The sequence below is a fragment of the Chryseobacterium balustinum genome (genome assembly GCF_900168205.1).
Lineage (GTDB): Bacteria > Bacteroidota > Bacteroidia > Flavobacteriales > Weeksellaceae > Chryseobacterium > Chryseobacterium balustinum.
Genome location: NZ_FUZE01000018.1, coordinates 55,459 through 78,967 on the forward strand (window position 1 = coordinate 55,459; position 23,509 = coordinate 78,967).

Annotated in this window: 24 protein-coding genes and 1 riboswitch; of the genes, 14 read left to right on the plus strand and 10 right to left on the minus strand. The window is 34.5% G+C overall.

Annotated features, from left to right (window positions below):
• Nucleotides 1-2 precede the first annotated feature (2 nt).
• The 5 genes from B5X64_RS16870 to B5X64_RS16890 all read left to right on the plus strand — a co-directional run bounded on the left by B5X64_RS16870 (nucleotide 3) and on the right by B5X64_RS16890 (nucleotide 3,924).
• Complete coding sequence (locus B5X64_RS16870; protein WP_079466358.1) at nucleotides 3-440, plus strand: DUF1801 domain-containing protein; 438 nt, start codon at nucleotides 3-5, stop codon at nucleotides 438-440.
• Nucleotides 441-507: 67 nt separating this feature from the next.
• Complete coding sequence (locus B5X64_RS16875) at nucleotides 508-921, plus strand: DUF1801 domain-containing protein (RefSeq protein WP_079466359.1); 414 nt, start codon at nucleotides 508-510, stop codon at nucleotides 919-921.
• A gap of 145 nt (nucleotides 922-1,066) precedes the next feature.
• Nucleotides 1,067-1,192: riboswitch (FMN riboswitch) on the plus strand.
• Nucleotides 1,193-1,282: 90 nt separating this feature from the next.
• Complete coding sequence (gene ribB, locus B5X64_RS16880; protein WP_079466360.1) at nucleotides 1,283-1,930, plus strand: 3,4-dihydroxy-2-butanone-4-phosphate synthase; 648 nt, start codon at nucleotides 1,283-1,285, stop codon at nucleotides 1,928-1,930.
• A gap of 121 nt (nucleotides 1,931-2,051) precedes the next feature.
• Nucleotides 2,052-3,026 carry a T9SS type A sorting domain-containing protein gene (locus B5X64_RS16885; protein ID WP_079466361.1) on the plus strand — a complete coding sequence of 325 codons (975 nt, stop codon included), beginning with the start codon at nucleotides 2,052-2,054 and terminating at the stop codon, nucleotides 3,024-3,026.
• Nucleotides 3,027-3,162: 136 nt separating this feature from the next.
• A complete protein-coding gene (locus B5X64_RS16890; protein ID WP_079466362.1) occupies nucleotides 3,163-3,924 on the plus strand; it encodes a DUF3575 domain-containing protein in 762 nt (253 codons plus the stop codon).
• Between the two features lie 48 nt (nucleotides 3,925-3,972).
• Here the strand turns inward: B5X64_RS16890 and B5X64_RS16895 are convergent, their stop codons facing one another.
• Nucleotides 3,973-4,185 carry a hypothetical protein gene (locus B5X64_RS16895; protein ID WP_066679427.1) on the minus strand — a complete coding sequence of 71 codons (213 nt, stop codon included), beginning with the start codon at nucleotides 4,183-4,185 and terminating at the stop codon, nucleotides 3,973-3,975.
• Between the two features lie 377 nt (nucleotides 4,186-4,562).
• Between B5X64_RS16895 and B5X64_RS16900 the strand changes: the two genes are divergently transcribed.
• Nucleotides 4,563-4,913: an FEKKY domain-containing protein gene (locus tag B5X64_RS16900; protein ID WP_066679428.1), complete on the plus strand. Its 351-nt coding sequence runs from the start codon at nucleotides 4,563-4,565 to the stop codon at nucleotides 4,911-4,913.
• Here the strand turns inward: B5X64_RS16900 and B5X64_RS16905 are convergent.
• From B5X64_RS16905 to truA, 4 genes are all read right to left on the minus strand, one after another.
• Nucleotides 4,908-6,665 carry an ABC transporter ATP-binding protein gene (locus B5X64_RS16905; RefSeq protein ID WP_079466363.1) on the minus strand — a complete coding sequence of 586 codons (1,758 nt, stop codon included), beginning with the start codon at nucleotides 6,663-6,665 and terminating at the stop codon, nucleotides 4,908-4,910. The two genes, B5X64_RS16900 and B5X64_RS16905, sit on opposite strands and share 6 nt — an antisense overlap.
• A gap of 123 nt (nucleotides 6,666-6,788) precedes the next feature.
• Nucleotides 6,789-7,142, minus strand: coding sequence for a hypothetical protein (locus B5X64_RS16910; RefSeq protein ID WP_079466364.1), 354 nt, complete (start codon nucleotides 7,140-7,142; stop codon nucleotides 6,789-6,791).
• Between the two features lie 25 nt (nucleotides 7,143-7,167).
• A complete protein-coding gene (locus tag B5X64_RS16915) occupies nucleotides 7,168-7,509 on the minus strand; it encodes a hypothetical protein (RefSeq protein ID WP_079466365.1) in 342 nt (113 codons plus the stop codon).
• Nucleotides 7,510-7,519: 10 nt separating this feature from the next.
• A complete protein-coding gene (gene truA / locus B5X64_RS16920) occupies nucleotides 7,520-8,254 on the minus strand; it encodes a tRNA pseudouridine(38-40) synthase TruA (RefSeq protein ID WP_079466392.1) in 735 nt (244 codons plus the stop codon).
• A 194-nt stretch (nucleotides 8,255-8,448) separates the two neighbouring features.
• On the opposite strand from truA, the gene lpxK reads away from it, so the two are divergent.
• From lpxK to B5X64_RS16940, 4 genes are all read left to right on the plus strand, one after another.
• The gene (lpxK, locus tag B5X64_RS16925) at nucleotides 8,449-9,477 is read left to right on the plus strand and encodes a tetraacyldisaccharide 4'-kinase (RefSeq protein WP_079466366.1); all 1,029 of its coding nucleotides are present in this window, start codon (nucleotides 8,449-8,451) and stop codon (nucleotides 9,475-9,477) included.
• A 133-nt stretch (nucleotides 9,478-9,610) separates the two neighbouring features.
• Nucleotides 9,611-10,126, plus strand: coding sequence for a TlpA family protein disulfide reductase (locus B5X64_RS16930; RefSeq protein WP_079466367.1), 516 nt, complete (start codon nucleotides 9,611-9,613; stop codon nucleotides 10,124-10,126).
• A gap of 81 nt (nucleotides 10,127-10,207) precedes the next feature.
• Complete coding sequence (gene dinB, locus B5X64_RS16935; protein WP_079466368.1) at nucleotides 10,208-11,302, plus strand: DNA polymerase IV; 1,095 nt, start codon at nucleotides 10,208-10,210, stop codon at nucleotides 11,300-11,302.
• A gap of 41 nt (nucleotides 11,303-11,343) precedes the next feature.
• A complete protein-coding gene (locus B5X64_RS16940; protein WP_079466369.1) occupies nucleotides 11,344-12,816 on the plus strand; it encodes an alpha-amylase in 1,473 nt (490 codons plus the stop codon).
• A 71-nt stretch (nucleotides 12,817-12,887) separates the two neighbouring features.
• On the opposite strand, the gene B5X64_RS16945 is transcribed toward B5X64_RS16940, so the two are convergent.
• Complete coding sequence (locus B5X64_RS16945; RefSeq protein ID WP_079466370.1) at nucleotides 12,888-15,029, minus strand: S9 family peptidase; 2,142 nt, start codon at nucleotides 15,027-15,029, stop codon at nucleotides 12,888-12,890.
• Between the two features lie 195 nt (nucleotides 15,030-15,224).
• Between B5X64_RS16945 and deoD the strand changes: the two genes are divergently transcribed.
• A complete protein-coding gene (deoD, locus tag B5X64_RS16950) occupies nucleotides 15,225-15,935 on the plus strand; it encodes a purine-nucleoside phosphorylase (RefSeq protein ID WP_079466371.1) in 711 nt (236 codons plus the stop codon).
• A gap of 53 nt (nucleotides 15,936-15,988) precedes the next feature.
• Here the strand turns inward: deoD and B5X64_RS16955 are convergent, their stop codons facing one another.
• From B5X64_RS16955 to B5X64_RS16970, 4 genes are all read right to left on the minus strand, one after another.
• Entirely contained in the window at nucleotides 15,989-16,774 is a 786-nt protein-coding gene (locus B5X64_RS16955; protein WP_079466372.1) for a TatD family hydrolase, read from the minus strand.
• Nucleotides 16,771-17,091, minus strand: a complete 321-nt coding sequence (locus B5X64_RS16960) for a hypothetical protein (protein WP_079466373.1) — start codon at nucleotides 17,089-17,091, stop codon at nucleotides 16,771-16,773. Before B5X64_RS16960 ends, B5X64_RS16955 begins: the two co-directional genes overlap by 4 nt.
• A gap of 82 nt (nucleotides 17,092-17,173) precedes the next feature.
• Complete coding sequence (locus B5X64_RS16965; RefSeq protein ID WP_079466374.1) at nucleotides 17,174-17,824, minus strand: hypothetical protein; 651 nt, start codon at nucleotides 17,822-17,824, stop codon at nucleotides 17,174-17,176.
• Between the two features lie 2 nt (nucleotides 17,825-17,826).
• The gene (locus B5X64_RS16970; RefSeq protein ID WP_079466393.1) at nucleotides 17,827-18,540 is read right to left on the minus strand and encodes a DUF434 domain-containing protein; all 714 of its coding nucleotides are present in this window, start codon (nucleotides 18,538-18,540) and stop codon (nucleotides 17,827-17,829) included.
• 293 nt (nucleotides 18,541-18,833) lie between these two features.
• Here B5X64_RS16970 and B5X64_RS16975 point away from each other — a divergent pair, with 293 nt between their 5' ends.
• The 3 genes from B5X64_RS16975 to xylE all read left to right on the plus strand — a co-directional run bounded on the left by B5X64_RS16975 (nucleotide 18,834) and on the right by xylE (nucleotide 23,484).
• On the plus strand, nucleotides 18,834-20,321 hold the full coding sequence (locus B5X64_RS16975) for a xylulokinase (RefSeq protein ID WP_079466375.1): 1,488 nt from the start codon (nucleotides 18,834-18,836) through the stop codon (nucleotides 20,319-20,321).
• A 198-nt stretch (nucleotides 20,322-20,519) separates the two neighbouring features.
• Complete coding sequence (xylA, locus tag B5X64_RS16980) at nucleotides 20,520-21,848, plus strand: xylose isomerase (protein ID WP_079466376.1); 1,329 nt, start codon at nucleotides 20,520-20,522, stop codon at nucleotides 21,846-21,848.
• A 214-nt stretch (nucleotides 21,849-22,062) separates the two neighbouring features.
• Complete coding sequence (gene xylE, locus B5X64_RS16985; RefSeq protein ID WP_079466377.1) at nucleotides 22,063-23,484, plus strand: D-xylose transporter XylE; 1,422 nt, start codon at nucleotides 22,063-22,065, stop codon at nucleotides 23,482-23,484.
• Nucleotides 23,485-23,509: the final 25 nt, after the last annotated feature.

Sequence of the window (23,509 nt, forward strand, 5' to 3'; positions counted from 1 at the left end):
TTATGGCAAAAACAAAGACAACGTACACCGAAATAGACGTAAAATATTTTTTAGATTCTTATGTTGACAATGAGCATAAAAGAACCGACAGTTTGCAATTGATAGAATTGATGAAGGAATGGTCTGATTCTGAACCAAAAATGTGGGGACCTTCGATTATAGGATTTGGAAATTATCATTATAAATATGCAAGCGGACACGAAGGCGATGCACCGGTTATTGGGTTTTCACCAAGAAAAGCCGCATTTTCACTCTACGTTTATTCCGACACGGAAAAAAGTAAATTATTATTGCCAGATCTTGGAAAATTTAAAATGAGCAAAGCCTGTATCTATATAAAAAAACTTTCTGATATTAACATTCCTATTTTGAAGGAACTCTGTATGGAATCAATTCAATACATCAGCGAGCATCATGAATGTTCTTGCAGAGCCAAATAATAGGATTAAAAATAATTTGTAAATTAGAATTTCACAAAAACTTCAAATTAAATTTTCACTTTTCACAATGACCGTTCAAGAGCAAATAGAAGAATACATCACAAGTCACAAAGAACCAAAACGCAGTGATTTAGAAAGTCTACATCAGATTATTCTTGAGCTTATGCCAAAATGTAAATTATGGTTTTTAGACGGCAAAAATGATGAAAACAAAACCATTTCCAATCCAAATATAGGATATGGACTTCATATCATGAAATATGCTGATGGAAAAACCAGAGACTTTTACAAAATCGGATTGAGCGCCAATACAACCAGAATTTCTGTTTATATCATGGGAGTTGAAGATAAAAAATATTTAGCCCATATATTTGGAGAAAAAATAGGCAAAGCCAGCGTGACGAGCTATTGCATAAAATTCAAAAAACTGGATGATATTAATATTGAAGTTTTGAAAGAAGCAATACAAGCTGCGCTTTAAAATTCAATTTCTAAAAACGAAATATTCTTATTAAAACCTCTTCTCTATTTCAAAAAACTTCCCGAAATTTACAGTCTGTGCGTTAAACAAAAAAATTAATGAATTAAAGAACAATTAAAACAAACATACAGTAAAACTTAGCATAAGTTTTCTTCGGGGCAGGGTGCAATTCCCTACCGGCGGTTATAGTCCGCGACTCCTTTTTTACGAAAGGACTGATTTGGTGAAATTCCAAAACCGACAGTTACAGTCTGGATGAGAGAAGAAAATGAAACAATCAATAAGACTATTTTGATAGACTTATTGTGTTGTATTTCATTTCCATGTACCGAAGTGTATTTTAACTTAAAATTAAAATAACATGGAAAAATTATTAGAAAAATTCGGAGCTACTTCGAGAGAACGTGTAGAAAATGCACTTCTAAAATTACAACAAGGAAAAGGCATCCTTTTAGTAGATGATGAAAACCGCGAAAACGAAGGCGATATCATCTTTCCCGCCTCCACCATTACAGAAAAAGACATGGCACTTTTAATTCGCGAATGCAGCGGAATCGTTTGTCTGTGCATTTCAGAAGAGAAAAGTAAACATCTTAATCTTCGTCCGATGGTGGAAGCCAACAATTCAAAAAATCAAACAGCATTTACCATTTCTATTGAAGCTAAAGAAGGGGTTGAATCTGGTGTGTCTGCGAAAGACCGAGTTACAACGATCAGAACAGCTATTGACGAAAATGCTTTGGCAGAACACATCGCAAGTCCGGGACATGTTTTCCCTTTAATTGCCAGAAAAAATGGGGTTTTCGAAAGAAGAGGTCATACAGAAGGAAGTGTAGATTTAGTAAAAATGGCAAATCTTGGCGATGATGCCGTTCTTTGTGAATTGACCAACGAAGACGGAAGCATGGCAAGGCTTCCCGAAATTGTAGATTTTGCAGAAAAAAGAAATATGACCGTAGTGACTATAGAAGATATTTACGCTTATCGTAAAATGATTTTGAGTAACTAAAAACATAGGTTTAACGCACATCAACAGTCCACTTAAGATTACTTAAGTGGACTGTTTCATTCAGAATCAAATAATTATGTAAAATATTTCACAAATAATATATCTTTATTAAAAATAAAAAATGAAAAAAACTCTACTTATTTTAATTTCTTCAACAGGTTTCTTATCTGCTCAAACTACAATTACAAAAGCATTTAATGACCCTATTATCGGTGAAACAATCAACAATGTTAATATCAACGGAACGGTTGATAATTCTTCAACAGGTAATAATGTGACCTTTACCAATACAAGCTTAACAGCTGGTTCGGCATCTTCAGCAAATTATTCTGCACCAAGTTCAACTGAAATTTCTACTTTTCCTGGATCGACTATTAAAATGACAGGGGGCGGAAGTACTGCTTACTACAAACAGACCGCAACGAAACTTGAGATCACAGGATTGGTAACTCCTGATGCTACGTTGAATTTTTCTACCAACAACGGAACTTTCATTGGTTATCCAGCAGCTTTTGGTTATTCGGATAGTGATACAGCAGCCGGAACATTTAGTGCAACCGCAGGATCGGGGAATTTTTCGGGAACAATCAATATTTCAGCAGATGCTTATGGAACTCTTCTCATCGGAACTAAAACATACCCTAATGTTTTAAGAATAAAATCAATACAGAATTTCACATTGACTGTATTTAGTTTTCCGGTAGGAACCATTGTCAATACAACCTATGCTTATTATGACAATTTACATAAAGCACCATTATTAAGTACTACTAATGCTGTAATTACCGTTCAGGGAACTCCACAAAACACCAATATAGCGCAAGCTTTAAATGAGACTTTCCTGGCTGTTTCAGATTTAAAATTAAGAGAAAAACTAAGCATTTACCCTAATCCGGCGCAGAATTTTATTCAATTAAAAGGGAATGTTTCAAAAGATTCTAAAATTAAAATCTATAGTTTGGATGGAAAATTAATTAAAACTACAGATTTAAAATCAGAAAAAATTGAAATTTCAGAATTATCTCCAAGTTCCTATTTTATTGAAGTTTCAGACTCAAAAAACCTTAAAGAAACTACTAAATTCATAAAGAAATAAAATTATTTTTATAAAACTTTCAACCGTTCTAAGATTTTAGAACGGTTTTTGATTTAACGTTTTTATAAACTTTTGTTCTTTCATTCGTGAACTTACCCAGATGCTTTTCTCTTATTTTAATTAAAATTGTAAAGCCATGAAAAAACTACTTCTTATTATCCCCTACTTCATTATTTCTGAAGCAACGGCACAGGGAATTATGAATAACGAACCATCGCTTCCGGAAGATAAAATGAATATTATTAAAACCAATGTTACAGGTTACGCTTTCAGAAATATCAATTTATCATACGAAAGATCAATTAACCGCTGGTTTGCCGTAAATGTAGGCTTTGGAACCGTTGCAGAAGGCAAAGTTCCTTTTATGAATGCTTTTCTGGATGAAGAGGATGAGAAAAAATTTCAAAATATTAAAATCAAAGCAACCAATTTTACCATAGAGCCTAGATTTTACATTGGTGAAGGCTATGGCAAAGGATTTTATTTTGCACCTTATTACCGATATTCAAAAGTCTCTACCAATACTTTTGATTTTACTTTCGATTACAATGCTTTTGAAACCACATATCCTGTTCCGCTAAAAGGTTTGGGTGATGCCAATGGTAACAGTGGCGGATTGATGATAGGTGCACAGTTTTTTCTGAATACGCAACACAGTTTTGTCTTAGATTTCTGGATTGCCGGTGCACACTACGGTTCAGGAAAAGGAGACTTCACGCTGACAAGTGATGTAATTCTAACTCCTGAAATGCAGGCACAGCTGAAAAAAGAAATTCAAAATCTGGATGTTCCCTTTGTAGATTACACCGTAGAAACTAATGCAAACGGAGCTCGTATTAAAGTAGATGGTCCTTGGGCAGGATTTAGAAGCGGTTTTTCGCTAGGGTATAGATTCTAATAATATAAAAATGCGCCTTAGAAAGTTTTCTGAGGCGCATTTAATATTTTAACTGTAACATTCTTTAAATCTAGAAATCAAGTTATCCATCGTATGTCTCTGTACATAAACTGTTTTTACATCTTCATATCTTGGAGATTTGTAAAACACTTCATGGAAATCCATACTACCATTACCTACTTTTACAATTTTTTGAACATCAATGTTCAATTTTTTCAATTCATCTTTTAAGACCTGAAATTCGTCTTGAATATTATTCATCTTTACATTTTGTTTTAAGTTATAAAATCATCATTTGTTTCACTATTTACCCCTATAAAAATCAACATAAGGTTAAATTTTTAATAAATTTAGCAAATATATTTAACTCAGCAAAGGGGTTGGGTCAATTTTTAATGATTTATATTAATTGCAAAAACTATACCTAACTGAATAGTTATTAATGAAAGATGAATTTAACATGAACCAAATGTTAACAAATACGGATTTGATCGGACTTTTCATAATTGATTCTTAGTGAATCATTTAGTAAAATAAGGTTTAAAATAAATTTCATTAACTAATAAAATTTTAATGAAAAATGAAAAAAAAATTTAACCTTAAGCAATTTCAAACATCAAAAAGGGAAATATATCACCATGAATATCTTCACAACTGTTTCTCTTATTGTTTTTACTGCAACTTCAGTATGCATTTCTGCACAAAAATATGAGCCCGTAATTTTAGAAGCTAAAAAAGGAAATGAAAAGCAAAATGCCTCGGCTAAAAAAGAAGAGATAAAGCATTTTCTACAGTTCGGAATGATGTCACGAAACCACGACAGTTTTAAACAAAAATATGGAGTACATGTACTTTACGAAAACTGCGTTATCACTCCATTTATGTCTGAGAAGGCAAAAAAGAATAATCAGGAAGTTGCCCAATATTTAAACAAAAAATATGGTGAAAGCTGGAAAAAAGATTTAGAAATCATTCCTTACGGTTTATAAACTCTGCTTTTCTTCTACTTCAACTTCGTGTCTCAACTGTGCTTTATATAATGTAGAGTAATATCCGTTTTTATCTAAAAGTTCCAGATGTTTACCTTCTTCAACGATTTTACCATGCTCCATCACAATAATTTTGTCGGCTTTCTCAATAGTTGAAAGTCTGTGTGCAATGATAATTGATGTTCTGTTTTGGGTAATTTTCTCTGTCGCTCTTTGGATCAATTTTTCACTTTCGTGGTCAATTGACGAAGTCGCCTCATCTAAAATTAAGATTTTAGGATCTGACAAATATGCTCTTAAGAAAGAAAGCAACTGTCTCTGTCCTAATGAAATAGACGAACCTCTTTCGCTCACCACAAATTCGTAACCACCAGGAAGACTTTCAATAAAGTCATCAACTTCAATTTCTCTTGCACCGGCTTTTATTTTCTCTAAAGTTACCTCATCGTCACCAAATGCAAGGTTTTCGTAAATACTTCCGTGGAACAGGAATACATCCTGCAAAACTACACCAATATGACTTCTCAGGTTATACAGTTCATAATCTTTAAGTTCAACATCATCAATATAAATTTCACCCGAGTTGATATCATACAATCTCGTAATTAAGCTGATAATTGTAGATTTTCCAGCTCCGGTTGCACCAACAATAGCCACAGTTTCTCCAGGATTTACTTTAAAATCAATTCCTTTTAAAACTTCCTGTTTCTCATCATACGCAAAACGAACGTCTTTGAATTCTATCTTTCCGTCGAAATGATCTTTCTTTACGGTCCCTGTATTTGGCATCGCGTAATCTTCATCCATCACACCCAAAACTCTTTCTGCACCTACAATTCCACGCTGAATATTGTTGAAACGATCTGCAATCTGTCGTAAAGGACGAATCAACATTGAAATAAACTGAATAAACGCAATCACCACACCCGCACTAATGGTAATATAACCTCCGTAGAAAAGAACGAAACCAATAAAAAGTGAAGAGATTAATTCAACAACAGGGAAAAACAAGGAGAAGATAAAAACTGTTCTCAGCAAGGCGCTTTTTAAAGTGATATTAATGTCATCAAACTTTTTAAATTCCGCCTTTTGTCTGTTAAACACCTGAATAATCGGCATTCCCGCCAATCTTTCCTGCACAAAAGAGTTTTGATTGGAAGTCCAGGTTCTTTCATCACCAAAAGCTTTCTTCAGTCTTTTCTGGAAAAATCTTGTAATCACAACCATTAAAGGTAAAATAGCAAGCGAAATGTAACTCAAATGCACATCAACCTGAAACATCATAAATAAAACAAAGACAATTCTCAAAACGTCTCCGAAAACCATTAGAAAACCGTCTGTATAAACCGTTGCAATGGTTTCTACATCACCAACTGCTCTTGTCACCAATTGCCCCAATGGAGTTTTATCGAAAAAAGCAGTTCTGAAATAAATCAGTTTATTATAAAGTCTTTCACGAATATCTCTGATAACATTCTGCGAAATATAATTTGAAAAATAAACTAAAAAGAAATTTAACATTGTTTCGGCAAATACCAACCCAACCAAAACATAAATATGCTTCATCATGAGCGCTTTATCTTTCAGCTTCGTGATGTCATTATCTACAATCTGCATTGTAAGATAAGGCCTGTACGTAGAAACAACCGATAATATGATGGAAATAATCAGGGTAAAAATAAACCAAGAACGAAACTTCATACCGATGAAGAAAAGCCTTTTTACAATTGCCCAGGTATCTTGTTTTTTCATTATAGAAATTGACGTAAAGAATTAATTTAAAAAAATTCTCTGCAAAAATACGGCTTTAAAATTTTACAGCTCGAAGAACTTAGATAGAAAATTAAAGATATCTGTTATTTACTAAATGTATATTTAATGAAGATCTTTTGTATGCTCGGTTCCGATTTCTTCAATCTCCCAAACCGGACTTTGAATATTTTCTTTTTTAAATCTGTTCTCAAGAATTGTGTAAACTCCATAAACAGCACCAATTGCAAAAAGCCAACTGATAATATTAATACCGGAAAAACCTGCATAATTATTATCATTCAAAGAATTTGGATCTGTAAAAGCAACGTACATTCCATAAGAAAACAAGAATAATAATTGAAATCCTAAATAAATCCCAATTGCCAAAAGCCCGAAATGCCATTTTGTTTTGCCAAATCGCTCAGCTAAACCGGCATAGTATCGATAAGCACCTACAAGAATAATAATAGACATCATAGTTTTTAGTTTTATTGAATCAAATTTAGTTCTTTTTTCCGATTCCGTCTATTTCAGATTCATGTGTTGAAACAGCATCTTTTCTCCATGATTTCTCAAGATGTCGATGCACAAACCAAACGACAAAAATTGAACTCACCCATCCTAAAACAGTAGCAAGAGTCGCCGAAAACAAATCTAATTCCTGAGAAAAAGTGTTCGGATTTAACAGTAATCCGATAAATCCATAAATCAGCCAAACCAAAAACTGAACTCCCAAACAAATTCCCATTCCCAGCAAGCCATATTTCCAGTGAACTTTCCCGTTTCTTACAGCCAATTTTTGATAGTATCTAAAAACACCAATGGCAATTATAATTGAAATCATTTTCTTTTATTTAAAATTCATACCCAACATCGACCAAAAACAATGCATGAGCCGGTGCAGAAGTTCCTGCAGAATTTCGGTTTTTATTTTCTATTACTTTTCGGATATCTTCCGGCTGTATCTTACCGGAGCCTACTTCTACCATTGTCCCTACAATTGCTCTTACCATATTTCTCAGAAAACGGTTGGCTGAAACGGTGAATTTCAATTCGGTTCCGTTTTGCTCCCATTCTGCTTTATACATTTTGCAGAGATTGGTTTTGTTGTCGGTATGCAGTTTTGCAAAGCTTGTAAAATCTTCGTATTCAAATAAAATCTTACAGGCTTCATTCATTTTATTGATATCTAAAGGTTTTCTCCAATGTTGCCAAGCCGAATCCTGCGTAAACGGATTTTTTTCCAAAGAAATATAATATTCATACGTCCTGAAAGTTGCATCAAAACGGGCATGAAAATCATCTTTCACTTCAAAAATTCTTTTGATTGAAATATCAGCAGGTAAAAAACTATTCAGTCTATGAGTAAGCTGATTGTTTAACACCTGATCCGTCTCAAAATGGGCAAACATTTTCTTGGCGTGAACACCAGTATCTGTTCTCCCCGCTCCAGTTGTTTTAATTTTTTCTTGTAAAATTGTAGAAAGCGCTCGTTCCAGTTCTTCCTGTACAGAAATATCTTTCGGCTGAATCTGGTAACCAAAATAATTTTTACCGTTGTATGAAAATTCTATAAAATATCTCAAAATCAATCAATATTAAATTTTAGAAATAAAATATGAAATAAATTCCCATCAAAATGATAAAATATTGTCATTCTTTTTACTTCTTAAACGTTCCTGCAAAAATACTTTAATTTGATGGCAAAAAAAATTGTTAATTTATTTCGAAAACTGATTAAAAACATCAATTAACGGTTTTAAAATTCTTATTTTTGCAGCGTATGAAAAGATGGTACCTCTACCCTTTTTCTTTAGGTTATCACATGGTTACGGGCATCCGAAACACAATGTATGATCTGGGAATTTTTAAGTCTACGAAGTTTAAGACACCGATTATCAATGTCGGCAATCTTTCTGTGGGCGGAAGCGGAAAATCACCAATGGTGATGTATTTGGCAAAATCTTTATCTAAACATTATAGAACAGGCGTTCTTTCCAGAGGGTACGGAAGATTGACGAAAGGATATGACGTTACCAACTATCACAGTAATTATAAAACTGTGGGTGATGAAGCGATGCAACTTTTTGAGCGTTTCAAAAATCGTTTTGTAATTGCAGTTTCTGAGGATCGTGTTCCCGGAGCAAAAAAAGTAATCGATGATATGGATCTTGATGTGTTGATTCTTGATGATGCAATGCAGCACAGAGCCATCAAAGCAGGATTCAATATTTTAATGACCGATTTTAATGATCCTTATTTTAAAGATCATCTACTTCCGGCAGGAGATTTAAGAGAATCCAGAGCAGGATCAAAAAGAGCAGATATCATCATGGTGAGCAAATGCCCTGATGAACTGACTGAGGAAACCAAGCAATATTATATCTCAAGGATAAAACCTGAACGTAGCCAAAAAGTATTTTTCTCATCCATCGGATATGATGAAAATGTCTATTCAAGAGAGAAAATGCTTCCGGATAATAACCTGAATTATTATGACATTCTTCTCATCACAGGAATTGCTAACCCAAAACCTTTGTTGAATCATTTAGCCAAGTTTTCTCAGCGTGTGAAACACCTGAAATTCAGAGATCATCATAATTTTTCTGATGCAGATATTAAAAACATCATTGAAGAATACAAAAAATTGGGCGAGTACAAATTAATCTTAACGACTGAAAAAGATTACGTACGTTTGAAGACTTTCGATTATCTTCGAGATTTGGTCTATTACTGGCCAATCAATGTGGTGATCGATAAAAAGGAAGAATTCAATCAAATGATTATGAATTACGTGAGTAAAAAACAATAGAAAATCTGCGGCGAAAGTTGCAGATTTTTAATTTAATATAGATTGTTTCAATTCTTAAATTTAAGCCAATTCATACAATTTCATTTTTAATTTACTAATCAATGTTTAGATTTGTAAAAATAAATATCTGCATATGAAACAGCTGTTGACTTTTATGATGTTGAGTATTTTCACTTTGGGATGTGCACAAAAAACACCTGAAGTACAGAAAACTCAATTTTCAAAAGAAGCATTAAATCAGAAACTGGAAGATGAAAATGGAAAAAACATCAGCGTTCAGGAAATATTAAATCAACATAAAGGAAAAGTTTTGGTCATTGATTTCTGGGCCGGTTGGTGCAGAGATTGCCTTCAAGCCTTACCAAAAGCCGAAGAATTAGAGAAAAAAAATCCGAACATTGATTTTGTTTTCTTTTCATTAGAAAGGTCAAAGGAGAAATTCGATAGCAGTCTTGAAAGATTTAATATGAAGGAAAAAGAGAACTATTGGTTTGCTTCAGGCTGGAAAAATGATTTCAACAATTACATTGACTTGAACTGGATTCCGAGATATATGGTGATTGACCAAAAATCTAACATCGCAAAATATTATGCAATCTCTCCGGAAGACCCTGAAATTCAGAAGACCATAGATAAACTTTTGAAATAATATTGAGATAAAGTTTAGGTTAGTCCTGAATCTTAAACTTCGAATATTAATAAAAAACCATAGAATCCATATCTTTGTGATATGGATTTTTCTTTTCCACTCCGCAAAATAATTCATGTTGATATGGATGCATTCTATGCTTCTGTGGAACAGTATGATAATCCTGAATTACGTGGAAAAGCCATTGCAGTGGGCGGTGGTCATCGTGGGGTTGTTTCAGCGGCGAGTTATGAAGCAAGAAAATTTGGAGTACGTTCTGCGATGCCCAGTAAAACTGCGAAAGAAAAATGTCCGCATTTGATTTTTGTTCCGCCAAGATTTTCTCGGTACAAAGAAATTTCAAGAAAAATCCGGGAAATTTTCCACGAATATACCGATTTGGTAGAACCGCTTTCTTTGGATGAAGCCTACCTCGATGTTACCGAAAATAAAAAAGGAATTGAGTCTGCCAATCAAATTGCCAAAGAAATCCGTCAGAAAATATTTGAGCAAACAGGTTTAACGGCTTCTGCTGGAATTTCAATTAATAAATTTTTAGCTAAAGTTGCTTCAGATATTAATAAACCGAATGGTCAGAAAACCATCCACCCTGAAAAAATAGAAAAATTTCTGGAAGAATTGCCTGTTGAAAAATTTTACGGTGTTGGAAAAGTTACCGCCAACAAAATGTTTAGTCTCGCAATTTATAAAGGAAAAGATTTAAAAAACAGATCTCTTGAAGATTTAACGAGGCTTTTCGGAAAATCTGGGAAATATTATTACAATGTTGTTCGTGGAATTCATCACTCGGAAGTAAAACCCAACCGCATACAGAAAAGTGTTGCTGTGGAACGTACGTTCTTCGAAGATCTTTTTGACGAACAGCAAATCAACGAGAAATTAGAAAACTTAAGCCAGGAGCTTCATCAGCGTTTACAGAAACATCAAATTCTCGGAAGATCTTTAACTCTGAAAATAAAATACAAAGATTTTTCACTGTTTACACGAAGTTTTACCAAGGAAGAATATTTCACATCGCCCGAACAGTATTTTGCAACCTCAAAAAAACTTTGGGAGCTCCGCCCTTTTGATAAAGCGGTACGATTATTGGGACTATCATTGTCACACCTCAACACCGAAGAAAAAAAGCAGATCTCAGTTCAGCTTAAAATTCCGTTTGAGGATTTTGAAAATTGAAAAATCGATTTTCAATAAATAATTTCACAAATACAATAACTATGAACCAAACCATGATTCAGTTTTTCCACTGGTACTCAGAAGGAAAAGGAAAACTATGGAAGCATGCCGAAAAACAGGCAGATTATTTATCTCAACTCGGCATTACATCAGTATGGTTTCCGCCAGCTTACAAAGGAGCAAACGCTGAACATTCTGTGGGATACGATGCTTATGACCTTTTTGATCTTGGAGAATTTGACCAAAAAAATGCAACGGCAACAAAATATGGGACTAAAAACGATTATAAAAAAGCGATTAAAAGTTTAAAAAAGAAAAATATTCAGGTTATTGTAGATGTTGTTTTAGGTCACAAAGCAGGTGGGGATGAATTAGAAAAATTTAAAGTTGTAAAAGTTGATGAAAATAACCGTGAAAAAGTTATTTCTTCAGAAATTGAAATAGAATCTTATACAAAATTTACTTTTCCAGGACGAGGAAAAAAATATTCAGATTTTGAATGGAATTTTACTTGCTTCAGTGGTGTAGATTATGCAGAAGGGAAAGATTCACACATTTATAAAATCAAATCTGAATATGGTGATGACTGGGAAGAAATGATTGATGATGAAAAAGGAAACTATGATTATTTGATGTTCAACGATATCGAACATAGAAATCCTCATGTGCGTGAAGAACTGAATAAATGGGCAAAATGGTATTTTGATGAAACAGATTTTGATGGAGTAAGACTAGACGCTTTAAAGCATATTTCTTTTGATTTTTATAAAGAATGGTTAACGATGCTGCGTTCCAATTCCGGAAAAAATATTTTTGCAGTGGGTGAATATTGGGCTCCCGGGCAACTTAATTTATTACAGAAATATATAGACGCAACAGAAGGTTGTATGAGCCTTTTCGACAGCTCGCTTCAAAATAACTTTCACAACGCATCGAAAGAAGGAGATTCTTATGATCTGCGAAATATTTTTGCTTATACCTTAACAGAGGCTGATCCTATGCATTCTGTAAGTCTGGTTGATAATCACGATACTCAACCATTGCAAGATCTTGAAGCCCCAGTGGAAGCATGGTTTAAACCTCTTGCCTATGCGCTTATTTTATTGAGAGAAAAAGGGTACCCTTGTGTTTTTTATCCTGATTTGTTTGGAGCTCATTATAAAGATAACGACCGCGAAGGAAACGAACAGGAAATATTTTTGGATAAAGTAGACGGTATTGAAGAGCTTCTAAAAGCAAGAAAAGAAAATGCATATGGAAATCAAAGAGATTATTTTGAAGATGCCAATTGCTTAGGCTGGATTCGGGAAGGTGATGAAGAGCATCAAGGTTTTGCCGTTGTTCTGAGTAATAAAGATTCTTATGAAAAACCTATGGAAATGGGTGAAAAATATATCGGAAAAACTTTTTATGACGCATTGGGAAGATCTCAGGAAAAAGTAGAAATACGAGAAGACGGGTGGGGAGATTTCCCTGTTCCTGCCGGAAATGTAAGTGTATGGATTCCGGAATAATTTAATAAAATAGGACTTAATTTTAGATAAAACAAAAAATCCAGCCTTTTACAAGACTGGATTTCGTTTTATTATTTCTTTAAATACAAATCAAAATAATCGGTCACTTTCTGCATCAAATGTACTCTGTCTTTCCCAACCACATTATGCGGATGTCCCGGATAAACAAAATAATCCATCTGAACACCGTGATCCACTGCAGACTTGATAAATTTCATCGAATGTTGCCAAACGACCACATCGTCTTGTGCCCCATGAATCATCAATAATTTGCCTTGTAAGTTCTGAACTTTATCCAATAGATTCGAAGTTGCATAACCTTGAGGATTTTCCTGTGGAGTATCCATATATCTTTCGCCGTACATGATTTCGTACATGCTCCAGTCGATTACCGGACCACCTGCAACACCAACTTTGAAAACATCAGGCTTGCGAAGCATAAAACTCGTTGTCATAAATCCACCAAAACTCCATCCGTGAATTCCCATTCTTTCGGAATCTACATAAGGAAGTGATTTCAGATAATTAACGCCTTTCATTTGATCTTCCATCTCTGTTGTTCCTAAGTTTCTAAATACAGCCTGCTCAAATTTAAGCCCACGGTTTGAAGAACCCCTTCCATCCATTGTGAAAATAACATATCCGTTTTGTGCCATATACTCATACCAAAGATTTCCTGAAGCAGGGAAAGTATTGGTTACAAGCTGTAAATGCGGACCGTTGTACAAGTAAACAATAGCAGGATATTTTTTATTCGGGTCGAAGTTGGTTGGAAGAATAACTTTTCCATACAAAATCGTTCCGTCATCAGCTTTCAGATTAATATTTTTAATTTCCGGACGATCATAGTTTTTCAATGGGTTGTCCGATTTCAAAAGATTAGTCGCTTTTAACGTCGTTGTGTTAAGAATATCTGCAACTCTAGGTGTCATTGCATTGCTGTAAGTATCATATAAATAATTCCCGTCGCTGCTCAAAACTCCTGAATGTACTCCTTCTGCGTTGTCCATTCTCTGGGTTTTGAACGTATTCCAGTTGATTCTATACAGATGTTTTTCGGTAGGATTATCTTGGGTAGAAACATAATATATTTCTTTTTTCTTTTCATTAAACCCTAAAATATCGGCAACCAACCAATCACCTTTTGTAATTTGAGCAATAAGTCCTTTTTCTAAACTGTAATGAAACAAATGATTATAACCCGTTCTCTGACTTTGCCAGATGAAATCTGTATTTGAATTCGGGAAAAACGTCAACGGATGCTGCGGTTCTACATATTTATCACTGGTTTCTTCAAATAATGTATTGATGAAATTTCCTGTAACAGCGTCATATTTATTCATTTTTAAATGATTCTGACCTCTGTTTAAAACCCCAACGAAAATAAATTTAGAATCAGGGCTCCAGGTAACTGCTGTTAAATACTGGTCTTTTTCACCTTCTACTTTAAGAAAAGTGGTAGACTGGTTTTTAATATTATAAACTCCCAATGTCACTTCATGAGAAGTTTTTCCAGCCATCGGATATTTTATATTGGTATTTACTGCAGGAGTTACAGACCAGTCAATCACAGGGTAATCTGCAACCATGGTCTGATCCATTCTGTAAAACGCTACATTTTCAGAATTGGGAGACGGAAAAATTCCTGTGTCAATTCCAAATTCGTTTCTGTGAACATTAGAAGCTCCGTTCAGAATATTTTCGTTAGAATCATTCGTTATCGCAACTTCTTTTCCGTTTTTATTGATGAATAAATTATTGTTTTTAGTATAAACTAAAGTCTGATTATCAGCAAGCGTTTTTACATTGGCAGGATTATCTCCTAAGGTCGCCGAACGTTTTACCTTCCAATCATTACCAGACTTCTCTACCCAATACATTTGATTATTAGCGGTAAAATAAGCTTCAGAATTGGTGACAAACTTTACAGGAGGAAGCCCTTTCAGTTTTTTATCTGTAAAATTTTTATTTACTTGGGTCAAAGAGATCAAAGTATCCTGCTTATTCGTCTTCATATCCGTAGTCAAATATCCGCCTTTTACCGCCTGGATATAAGATTTGCTGTCGCTTGACCATGAGAACTGCGAGATATTTTTTACCGCAAGATTAGTTCTCATGCCATTCACAGCTTCCGCCATGGTAAATTTTTGGGTTTGAGAAAAAGCCGTTCCACCCAAAACAACCATTAATAAAGAAAATTTATATAATTTCATTGTATAAAATTGAATCCGTCAAAAATAAGAAATAAAAACCACCCGTTAAGAAATGTTAAAATAAAAAGATTATGAAAATGTATTTTAAACTTTAAAAAGGATTATATATCATAATTTGAAAAGTTCCTGAATAATATCATTTTACCGTTCTCAATCCACAAATTGTTATCTTTGTAAAAAATTTAAAACAAAAATATGAGCGTACACATCAGTGCAAAAAAGGGAGAGATTGCCAAAGTTGTTTTGCAACCGGGAGATCCGCTTCGTGCAAAATATATCGCAGAAAATTTTCTTGAAAACGCAAGATTGGTAAGTCAAACGAGAGGTATTTTTTATTACACAGGAACTTACAAAGGGAAAGAAATCTCTGTGGGAGCAAGTGGAATGGGGTTTCCAAGTATTGGAATTTATTCTTTTGAGTTGTATACAGAATATGAAGTTGATACGATCATCAGAATCGGAACTTGTGGCGGATATTCGAATGATGTGAAATTATTCGACATTTTAAATGTAGAAAATGCAGCCAGCGAAAGTACGTACGCAAAATATGCATGGGGATTTGAAGAAGAGATTTTTTCTCACCAGGGAAATATTTTTGACATCATCAACGAAACGGCTGAAGAATTAGGATTAAAAGCTAAAGCTACCAACATTCACAGCAGTGATATTTTTTACAGAAAAGATCCTGCAACTCCTGCAATTGCTACAAAATACAATTGTCCTGCAGTAGAAATGGAAGCGTTCGGATTGTTTGCCAATGCAAAACATTTAGGTAAAAATGCAGCGACCATTCTTACGGTTTCAGATATTATCCCAACCCAAGAATTTATTTCGGCTGACGAAAGAGAAAAAGCTTTGAAACCAATGATCGAATTGGCTTTGGAAGCTGCCTTGAAAGTGATTTAATAAAAATCAATTGATAAATAAAAAGAGCTTTACTTTGTGAGTAGAGCTCTTTTTTATATTCTGAAAAATTTTTTGGCGACTTCTGTCGTTTCATCAGCAACTTCGGAAATACTTATTTTTTTGAGATGTGCGATTGTCTGTGCTACATAAGGTAAAAATGATGGTTCGTTTCTGCGGTTTTGCATTCTCGGCATATTTTTCGGAAGCATAAAAGGTGCATCGGTTTCAATCATCATTCTGTCGAGTGGAACATATTTGATGACTTCTTCCAAATGTTTAAATCTGTTCGCATCACTTATGGCTCCGGTAAATCCTAAATAAAATCCTTTATCCAGATAAGTTTTCGCTTCTTCTAAAGTTCCTGTAAAACAATGAACAACTGCTTTTGGAAGTTTTGATAAATATTCGTCTGTGATTTCGTTAAATCTTTTGAAAGCTGCTCTTTCATGGAGAAAAAGAGGTTTATTAATTTCAATTGATAATTCTAGTTGAGCGCGATAACATTTTTCCTGAATTGGTCTTGGTGAAAAATCTCTGTCAAAATCCAGCCCGCATTCCCCTACGGAAACGACATAGTCTTGCTTTAAAAGTTTTTTTAATTCATTAATACTTTCATTGTTGAAAGATTTTGCATCGTGAGGATGAATTCCTGCTGTAGAAAATAAAATTTCATGATAATCTGCTGCGATTTCTGCTGATTCTTTGCTTCCGCGAACGCTCGTTCCTGTAAGAATCATTTGTTCGACTCCATTGTCGAGAGCTCGGTTGATGATTTCTTCTTGCTCATTGTAAAATTGTTTATTGGTCAGATTGATGCCAATATCGATAAATGTGTTCATTTTTTGTTTGTTTTATTATTTATTAAAAAATATCTTGTTACATATGCTCTTTTGATTGAGTCTCTAAAGGCCTTTTCAGAATAGAAACTTCTGTAATCAGAATGTGTTGAGCCGTAAGCTTCACTGGTAATTTTAACCCAGATTAATTTGTGTCTTTTTCTTCTTTGCTTAAAAATTTTAATGGTTTCACTAAGCTGGTCTTCGATTTCAGATTTTTCGGTTCTCCTCCATTTTTTATTGCCATGCTTTTTTAAATAAGGTCCGATTTTACCATATTCGAAGCTTCTGAAAGTTCCTTTATTGTAAATGTTTTTCATCTGTCTTAATTATTTAAAAAAATTGAGTGCTAAAATTTGGTCAAAATTACGCTGATACTACGCAATCTTTTTACGTATCAAATCATTCATTTATAAAACCTTCCAAAAAACCAATCAAATTTTTTCCGCCGTGGCCCCAGCGAATACCGTGACCGTCTTTTTCTCTTACTTCAAAAACCAATTCGTGTTTGTAATGATAGAAAACATTCCACCATGTTTTATGATCTAAAATGAAATTAATTTTCTCCATGACGATTTGTCGTTTCTGCTGATTATTTCCTTTTACTTCGCCCCAAAATTGGTCTTCCATTCTTCCGACATGCTTTTCCCAAGCTCTTTGTGCAATGGTAATTTCCTGATTGAAAGATTTTTCACAAGCTTCTATCAATAAACTTTTCAAAGGAGGAATTGCGTTTTCATCACGTAGACTTGCTGAGGTTAGCCTTTGTCCTAAAATATTCAGCCAATGTTCAAAAGGAATTTCTTCTAATTGTTTTACTTTAACTGTATCTGAATTTTCAGATACTAAAATATGAGTAAATAAATTGAAACTTTCATCACGATCAATTTTAATTTCATCGTTAAAAAATGGAAGATTGAAATCTAAAGTTTTGTCTTTAAATTTTTGAATATTAACACTCAAACTTTTGAGATGCTCTTCTGCTAAAATGGGCTGATATTTTTCTTTCCAATCTTTTAAAAATAATGGAATGTAGTCTTCAAATAAATTCATGGTTAATACATTTTCACAAGATTAACGGGCAGTTTTTCTTCGTTGATCAAATATTTAACAAGATTAAACCAATTTTTAGAATGATCTAAGATCCAGGCATCAGAAGAAACGATTATTTCTGCATTTTCAACTAAAAATCTATCCAGATTAAATTCCAGTTCAACATTCCAATCAAAATTATTTTCTTGAGCAAGATCTAAAATTTTTTCTTTGATCCTTCCACTGTTTGAAACAGGTTGATCAAAGATCCAGATCAGTTTTTGTACCTGAGATCTTTGAAAAAATGTAGCAACCAATTCAATCGCTTTTTGAGTCTGATCGACTCTTTTATAAGTTCCGTGAACGCCGGAAAGATCACGATAACAACCATCAACACCTTCAAAAATATAAGCAACAGAAAGTAAACTTTCCAATAAAATTAATACATTAAAGCCATCAAGGTAAATCGTTTTATCTTTTAGATCTAAAATTTGAAGTTCTTTATTTTTTCTGTTCTGAATCTGATCTTCAGAAGCCGAAGCTCCACGCAAAGCCTGAATCTGTCGGGTTTTCAATCGGTAATGATTACCTACTAATTCGGAGGACGCTTTTTCTGCATAATTTCGACTCAGCAAATATTTCATATCCTGAACGGCTAATTTCAGTTTATCGATCTGCTTTTGTGAAGAAAATAAGGTATCGTCGCCAGTATTTTTTCCGCGATTTCTATTGTTCATATTCAAAAATATAATTTTTGGAGCAAATTGTTCTATTTTCATTTAAAATCACATATTTGCGCAATCGATTACTCAAAATTACATTTTAGAGCCTGTTTTTGGGGAAAATGTTTTTTTCACAACCAAGATTATTTAAGTTTAAAACCAAACAGCACAAATTCAAAATACTTTTAAAACACTGAAAATAAAGACTTAAGATTAAATTCGCCGCTTCAAATTCACATATTCTTAAAAATTTACTGAGTATTACATAAAATTATTACATTTAAAGGTTAACAATTATTAATTTATTAATGAAGTTTATAGGATATGATGTTGGAAGCTCATCGATAAAGGCTTCTATCGTAGATGAACAGGGCAAAGTAATTACTCATGCAAAATATCCGGAAAGCGAGATGCTTATTGATTCGCCAAAGATTGGTTGGGCAGAACAAGATCCGGAACAATGGTGGAAAAATCTCAGAATTTTAACTCAAAAAGTAATTGCTGAAAGTCATATCGATAAAAACGAGATCAAAGGAATTGGTATTTCTTACCAAATGCACGGATTGGTTTTGGTGGGAAAAGATAAAGAAGTTTTGCGTCCATCAATTATTTGGTGCGACAGTCGTGCTGTAGAAACTGGTGACCAAGCTTTCAATGATCTGGGTGAAAAAGTTTGTATGGATAAACTCCTTAATTCTCCAGGGAATTTCACTGCTTCAAAATTAAAATGGGTGAAAGAGAACGAGCCCGAAGTGTATGAAAAGATCTGGAAATTTATGCTTCCCGGAGACTTTATTGCTTTAAAATTAAGTGGAGAAGCAACGACAACCGTAACCGGGCTTTCGGAAGGTGTTCTTTGGGATTTCCAGAAACATCAGCCTTCAAAAACATTATTGAATCATTGGGGAATTGATGAATCATTGGTTTCAAAAGTGGTTAATAATTTTACGGAACAATGTGTAGTTTCAAAACAGGGAGCTGAAGAAAGCGGTTTACCGGAAGGAATTCCTATTTTGTACAGAGCGGGAGATCAGCCTAATAATGCGTTGTCTTTAAACGTCATGAATCCCGGAGAAATCGCTGCAACTGGAGGAACTTCCGGAGTTGTTTATGGAGTGACTAATAATATTCATTCTAAAGAATCTGTGCGAGTAAACAATTTTGCCCACATCAATCATACTCAGGAACAGCCAAGAATCGGGAAAATGCTTTGTTTAAATGGAGCTGGAATTCAATATAGCTGGTTGAGACATCAGGTGGATCAGAAAAGACATTCTTATCAGGAACTGAACGATTTAGCATCGCAAATTCCAATCGGATCAGACGGAATTATTGTTTTACCGTTTGGAAATGGTGCTGAAAGAGTTTTAAAAAATAAAGACATCGGTTCATCAACTTATAATGTCAATTTTAACCGTCATAAAAGCGTCCATTTGTTCAGAGCCGGATTGGAAGGTATTGCCTACTCTTTCGTGTATGGAACTGAAATTCTGATGAATGACGGTCTTCAAAAAGGAATTATTAAAGCCGGAGGAGACAATTTATTTCGTTCTTCATTGTTTGCGCAATCGATTGCATCTTTATTGGATACGGAAATCAGAATTTTTGATACCACAGGTTCTACCGGAGCCGCAAGAGCAGCAGCAATTGGAGCAGGAGCATTTGATACACTCAACGATATTTTAACAGAAAAAGACATTACCACCACCTACATTCCTGATTTTAAAAATATGGACCAATACAGAGAAAGCTATGGTAAGTGGAAAACAAAACTAGAGCAAGTAATTACTAGCTAATAGCAATTGGCTTTTAGCTTTACATTCAATTGTTAGCGATTCATTTGAAAGAATGACAAACTCGCAGCCCGACTTGAACGGAAATCCTTTTGCGAGGAGGAACGACGAACAAAAGATTGGGAGTGGAAGGCGGAATAGCTGCCCAAATAAAAACTCAATAATAAATTAAAAAAATCAATAAAAATTAAAATATATAATATGTCAGTTACATTAGGAAACAAAGAATATTTCAAAGGAATAGCAAAAATCAAGTTTGAAGGAAGAGAATCAGACAATCCGTTAGCGTTCAAATTTTATGATGAGAATTTGGTGATTCGTGGAAAAACGATGAAAGAATACTTCAAATTTGCCTCAGCTTATTGGCATACGTTCTGCGCAACCGGTGGAGATCCATTCGGAGCAGGAACTCAGCAATTCGACTGGTTGACCGCTTCTGATGCAAAGCAAAGAGCCACAGAAAAAATGGATGCTGCATTCGAATTTTTTACAAAACTGGGCGTTCCTTATTACTGTTTCCACGATTATGATTTGATTGACGAGGCAGATAATTTCTTAGAATCTACAAAAAGATTAGAATTCATTACCGATTACGCTAAAGAAAAACAAGCTGCTTCAGGCGTGAAATTGCTTTGGGGAACTTCGAACTGCTTCTCAAACCCAAGATTTATGAACGGTGCAGCAACCAATCCGTCATTTGATGTTTTGGCTTACGCTGGCGGACAGGTAAAAAATGCATTGGATGCTACGATTAAATTAGGTGGAGAAAACTACGTTTTCTGGGGCGGTCGTGAAGGTTATATGTCTTTACTAAATACCAATATGAAACGTGAGCAGGAACATATGGCGAAATTTTTACATGTAGCAAAAGACTATGCAAGAGCTCAGGGTTTCAAAGGGACTTTCTTCATCGAGCCAAAGCCAATGGAACCTACAAAACACCAATACGATTTTGATGCGGCAACTTGTTTAAACTTCCTTCGTCAGTACGATTTATTGGATGATTTTAAATTAAATCTTGAAGTAAACCACGCGACTTTAGCACAGCATACTTTTGAGCACGAGCTTCAGGTTGCTGCTGACAACAATGTTTTAGGAAGCATCGATGCGAACAGAGGAGATTATCAAAACGGTTGGGATACAGACCAATTCCCTGTTGACTTGTATGAAATGACTCAGGCCATGTTGGTGATTATTCAGGCAGGAGGTTTCCAAGGTGGAGGAGTTAATTTCGATGCTAAGATCAGAAGAAACTCTACAGATCTAGAGGATATTTTCATCGCTCACATCAGCGGAATGGACAATTTTGCGAGGTCATTCTTAGCTGCTGATAAAATTTTAGAAAAATCAAAATATTCTGAAATCAGAACCAACAGATATTCTTCTTTCGACAGTGGAAAAGGAAAGGATTTCGAAGACGGAAATCTTTCTTTAACAGATCTTGCAAATTATGCTCAAGGTTTGGGAGAAGTAGGTAGAGAAAGCGGAAAACAGGAATATCTTGAGAGTATTATTAATCAGTATTTATAATATTGGTTAATCGCAAAGGCGCAATTTTTTTTTCTTTGAAAATATTTTAAGGCGCAAAAGAATCAAGATTCTTAGCAAGGATTATTTTCGATATTCATTTGTATTAAATTTTATCTTCGATAAAATCTTTGCGCCTTAAAACATAAAGCTTGTCAAATTTATTGCGCCTTTGCGTAGAACCAAAATAATTAACAATTAAAAACTAAATCAAACTATGCAAATAATAGATTCTGGTCCTAACTATTCTTCAGGAACAAAGGCGCAGATCAATATGCTGTACGTTACCGTACTCACATTGGTCGCCACTTTGGGAGGACTTTTGTTTGGATACGATACCGCAGTAATTTCCGGAGCTGAAAAATCGATTCAAGAATATCTTATCATTCCTTTAGGATTAAGCTCATTGGCACACGGTGCCACCATCTCGAGCGCATTGATCGGATGCATCATCGGTGGCGCTATTTCCGGGATGATTTCCACAAAGGTGGGAAGAAAAAAATCATTGATGCTTTCCGCATTTTTGTTCTTCATCAGTGCATTGGGAGCAGCGTATCCTGAATTTTTATTCTTCAAACATGGCGAACATTCAATGGGTGTCTTATTAGCATTTAATTTTTACAGAATCATTGGTGGAATCGGTGTTGGATTGGCTTCGGCAGTCTGCCCGATGTACATTGGTGAAATTGCGCCTGCCGAAATACGTGGAAAATTGGTTTCCTTAAATCAGTTTGCCATTATTTTTGGAATGTTGGTCGTTTATTTTGTGAACTGGGGAATCGCAAGCGGACAAACTGTAGAATGGATCAACGACATTGGATGGCGATATATGTTTTTATCACTGACAATTCCTTCTGCCCTATTCGGCATTCTATTGTTTTTCGTTCCTGAAACTCCGCGTTATCTGACGTTTATCAATAAAGATGCAGAAGCGCTTAAAATTTTAACCAAAATAAATGGGGAGGCTCGTGGAAAAGAAATTTTCTCCGAAATTAAAAGCACGGTCGTTGAGCGTAAAAGTGAAATTTTTGCTTTTGGAAAAACCGTCATTGTGATTGGAATTTTACTCTCCGTTTTCCAGCAGTTTGTAGGAATTAATGTGGCTTTATATTACGCTCCGAGAATTTTCGAAAGTATGGGTGTTCACAAAGATTCATCAATGTTACAAACCGTTGTAATGGGATTGGTGAATGTAATTTTTACCGTTATCGCTATTTTTACGGTTGATAAATGGGGAAGAAAACCTTTGTTGATCGTAGGTTCAGTTGGTATGGCGATTGGAATGTTTGCAATTGCGATCTTATCTTATTACCAAATCATAGGAATTGCCACTTTGGTATTTATCATTGTTTACACCGCGTCATTTATGATGTCTTGGGGACCGATTTGCTGGGTTCTAATCTCAGAAATTTTCCCTAATAAAATCAGAGGAAGTGCGATTGCGATTGCTGTTGCCGCTCAATGGGCAGCCAATTATTTAATTTCATCCACATACCCTTTTATGATGGAGTTCAGTGGCGCATTTACTTACGGATTTTATGGTGTGATGAGTGTATTGTCGCTATTTTTTGTTTGGAAATGGGTTCCTGAAACCAAAGGAAAATCTCTTGAGGAAATCGAAAAGATTTGGGGGAAATAAATATACTTCAGTTTTATAATTAATC

Bases quoted from the DNA above. Each gene is read 5' to 3' on its own strand.
- B5X64_RS16910 (WP_079466364.1), bottom strand. From the start codon at position 7,142: ATGATGTCTATTATTATTCTTGTAGGTGCTTATCGATACTATGCCGGT.
- B5X64_RS16890 (WP_079466362.1), top strand. From the start codon at position 3,163: ATGAAAAAACTACTTCTTATTATCCCCTACTTCATTATTTCTGAAGCA.
- B5X64_RS16965 (WP_079466374.1), bottom strand. From the start codon at position 17,824: ATGAATTTATTTGAAGACTACATTCCATTATTTTTAAAAGATTGGAAA.
- xylA (WP_079466376.1), top strand. From the start codon at position 20,520: ATGTCAGTTACATTAGGAAACAAAGAATATTTCAAAGGAATAGCAAAA.
- lpxK (WP_079466366.1), top strand. From the start codon at position 8,449: ATGAAAAGATGGTACCTCTACCCTTTTTCTTTAGGTTATCACATGGTT.
- B5X64_RS16915 (WP_079466365.1), bottom strand. From the start codon at position 7,509: ATGATTTCAATTATAATTGCCATTGGTGTTTTTAGATACTATCAAAAA.
- B5X64_RS16930 (WP_079466367.1), top strand. From the start codon at position 9,611: ATGAAACAGCTGTTGACTTTTATGATGTTGAGTATTTTCACTTTGGGA.
- B5X64_RS16940 (WP_079466369.1), top strand. From the start codon at position 11,344: ATGAACCAAACCATGATTCAGTTTTTCCACTGGTACTCAGAAGGAAAA.
- B5X64_RS16960 (WP_079466373.1), bottom strand. From the start codon at position 17,091: ATGAAAAACATTTACAATAAAGGAACTTTCAGAAGCTTCGAATATGGT.
- B5X64_RS16955 (WP_079466372.1), bottom strand. From the start codon at position 16,774: ATGAACACATTTATCGATATTGGCATCAATCTGACCAATAAACAATTT.
- B5X64_RS16970 (WP_079466393.1), bottom strand. From the start codon at position 18,540: ATGAACAATAGAAATCGCGGAAAAAATACTGGCGACGATACCTTATTT.
- B5X64_RS16905 (WP_079466363.1), bottom strand. From the start codon at position 6,665: ATGAAAAAACAAGATACCTGGGCAATTGTAAAAAGGCTTTTCTTCATC.
- B5X64_RS16895 (WP_066679427.1), bottom strand. From the start codon at position 4,185: ATGAATAATATTCAAGACGAATTTCAGGTCTTAAAAGATGAATTGAAA.
- B5X64_RS16945 (WP_079466370.1), bottom strand. From the start codon at position 15,029: ATGAAATTATATAAATTTTCTTTATTAATGGTTGTTTTGGGTGGAACG.
- B5X64_RS16875 (WP_079466359.1), top strand. From the start codon at position 508: ATGACCGTTCAAGAGCAAATAGAAGAATACATCACAAGTCACAAAGAA.
- B5X64_RS16870 (WP_079466358.1), top strand. From the start codon at position 3: ATGGCAAAAACAAAGACAACGTACACCGAAATAGACGTAAAATATTTT.
- B5X64_RS16975 (WP_079466375.1), top strand. From the start codon at position 18,834: ATGAAGTTTATAGGATATGATGTTGGAAGCTCATCGATAAAGGCTTCT.
- B5X64_RS16885 (WP_079466361.1), top strand. From the start codon at position 2,052: ATGAAAAAAACTCTACTTATTTTAATTTCTTCAACAGGTTTCTTATCT.
- ribB (WP_079466360.1), top strand. From the start codon at position 1,283: ATGGAAAAATTATTAGAAAAATTCGGAGCTACTTCGAGAGAACGTGTA.
- xylE (WP_079466377.1), top strand. From the start codon at position 22,063: ATGCAAATAATAGATTCTGGTCCTAACTATTCTTCAGGAACAAAGGCG.
- dinB (WP_079466368.1), top strand. From the start codon at position 10,208: ATGGATTTTTCTTTTCCACTCCGCAAAATAATTCATGTTGATATGGAT.
- B5X64_RS16900 (WP_066679428.1), top strand. From the start codon at position 4,563: ATGAATATCTTCACAACTGTTTCTCTTATTGTTTTTACTGCAACTTCA.
- deoD (WP_079466371.1), top strand. From the start codon at position 15,225: ATGAGCGTACACATCAGTGCAAAAAAGGGAGAGATTGCCAAAGTTGTT.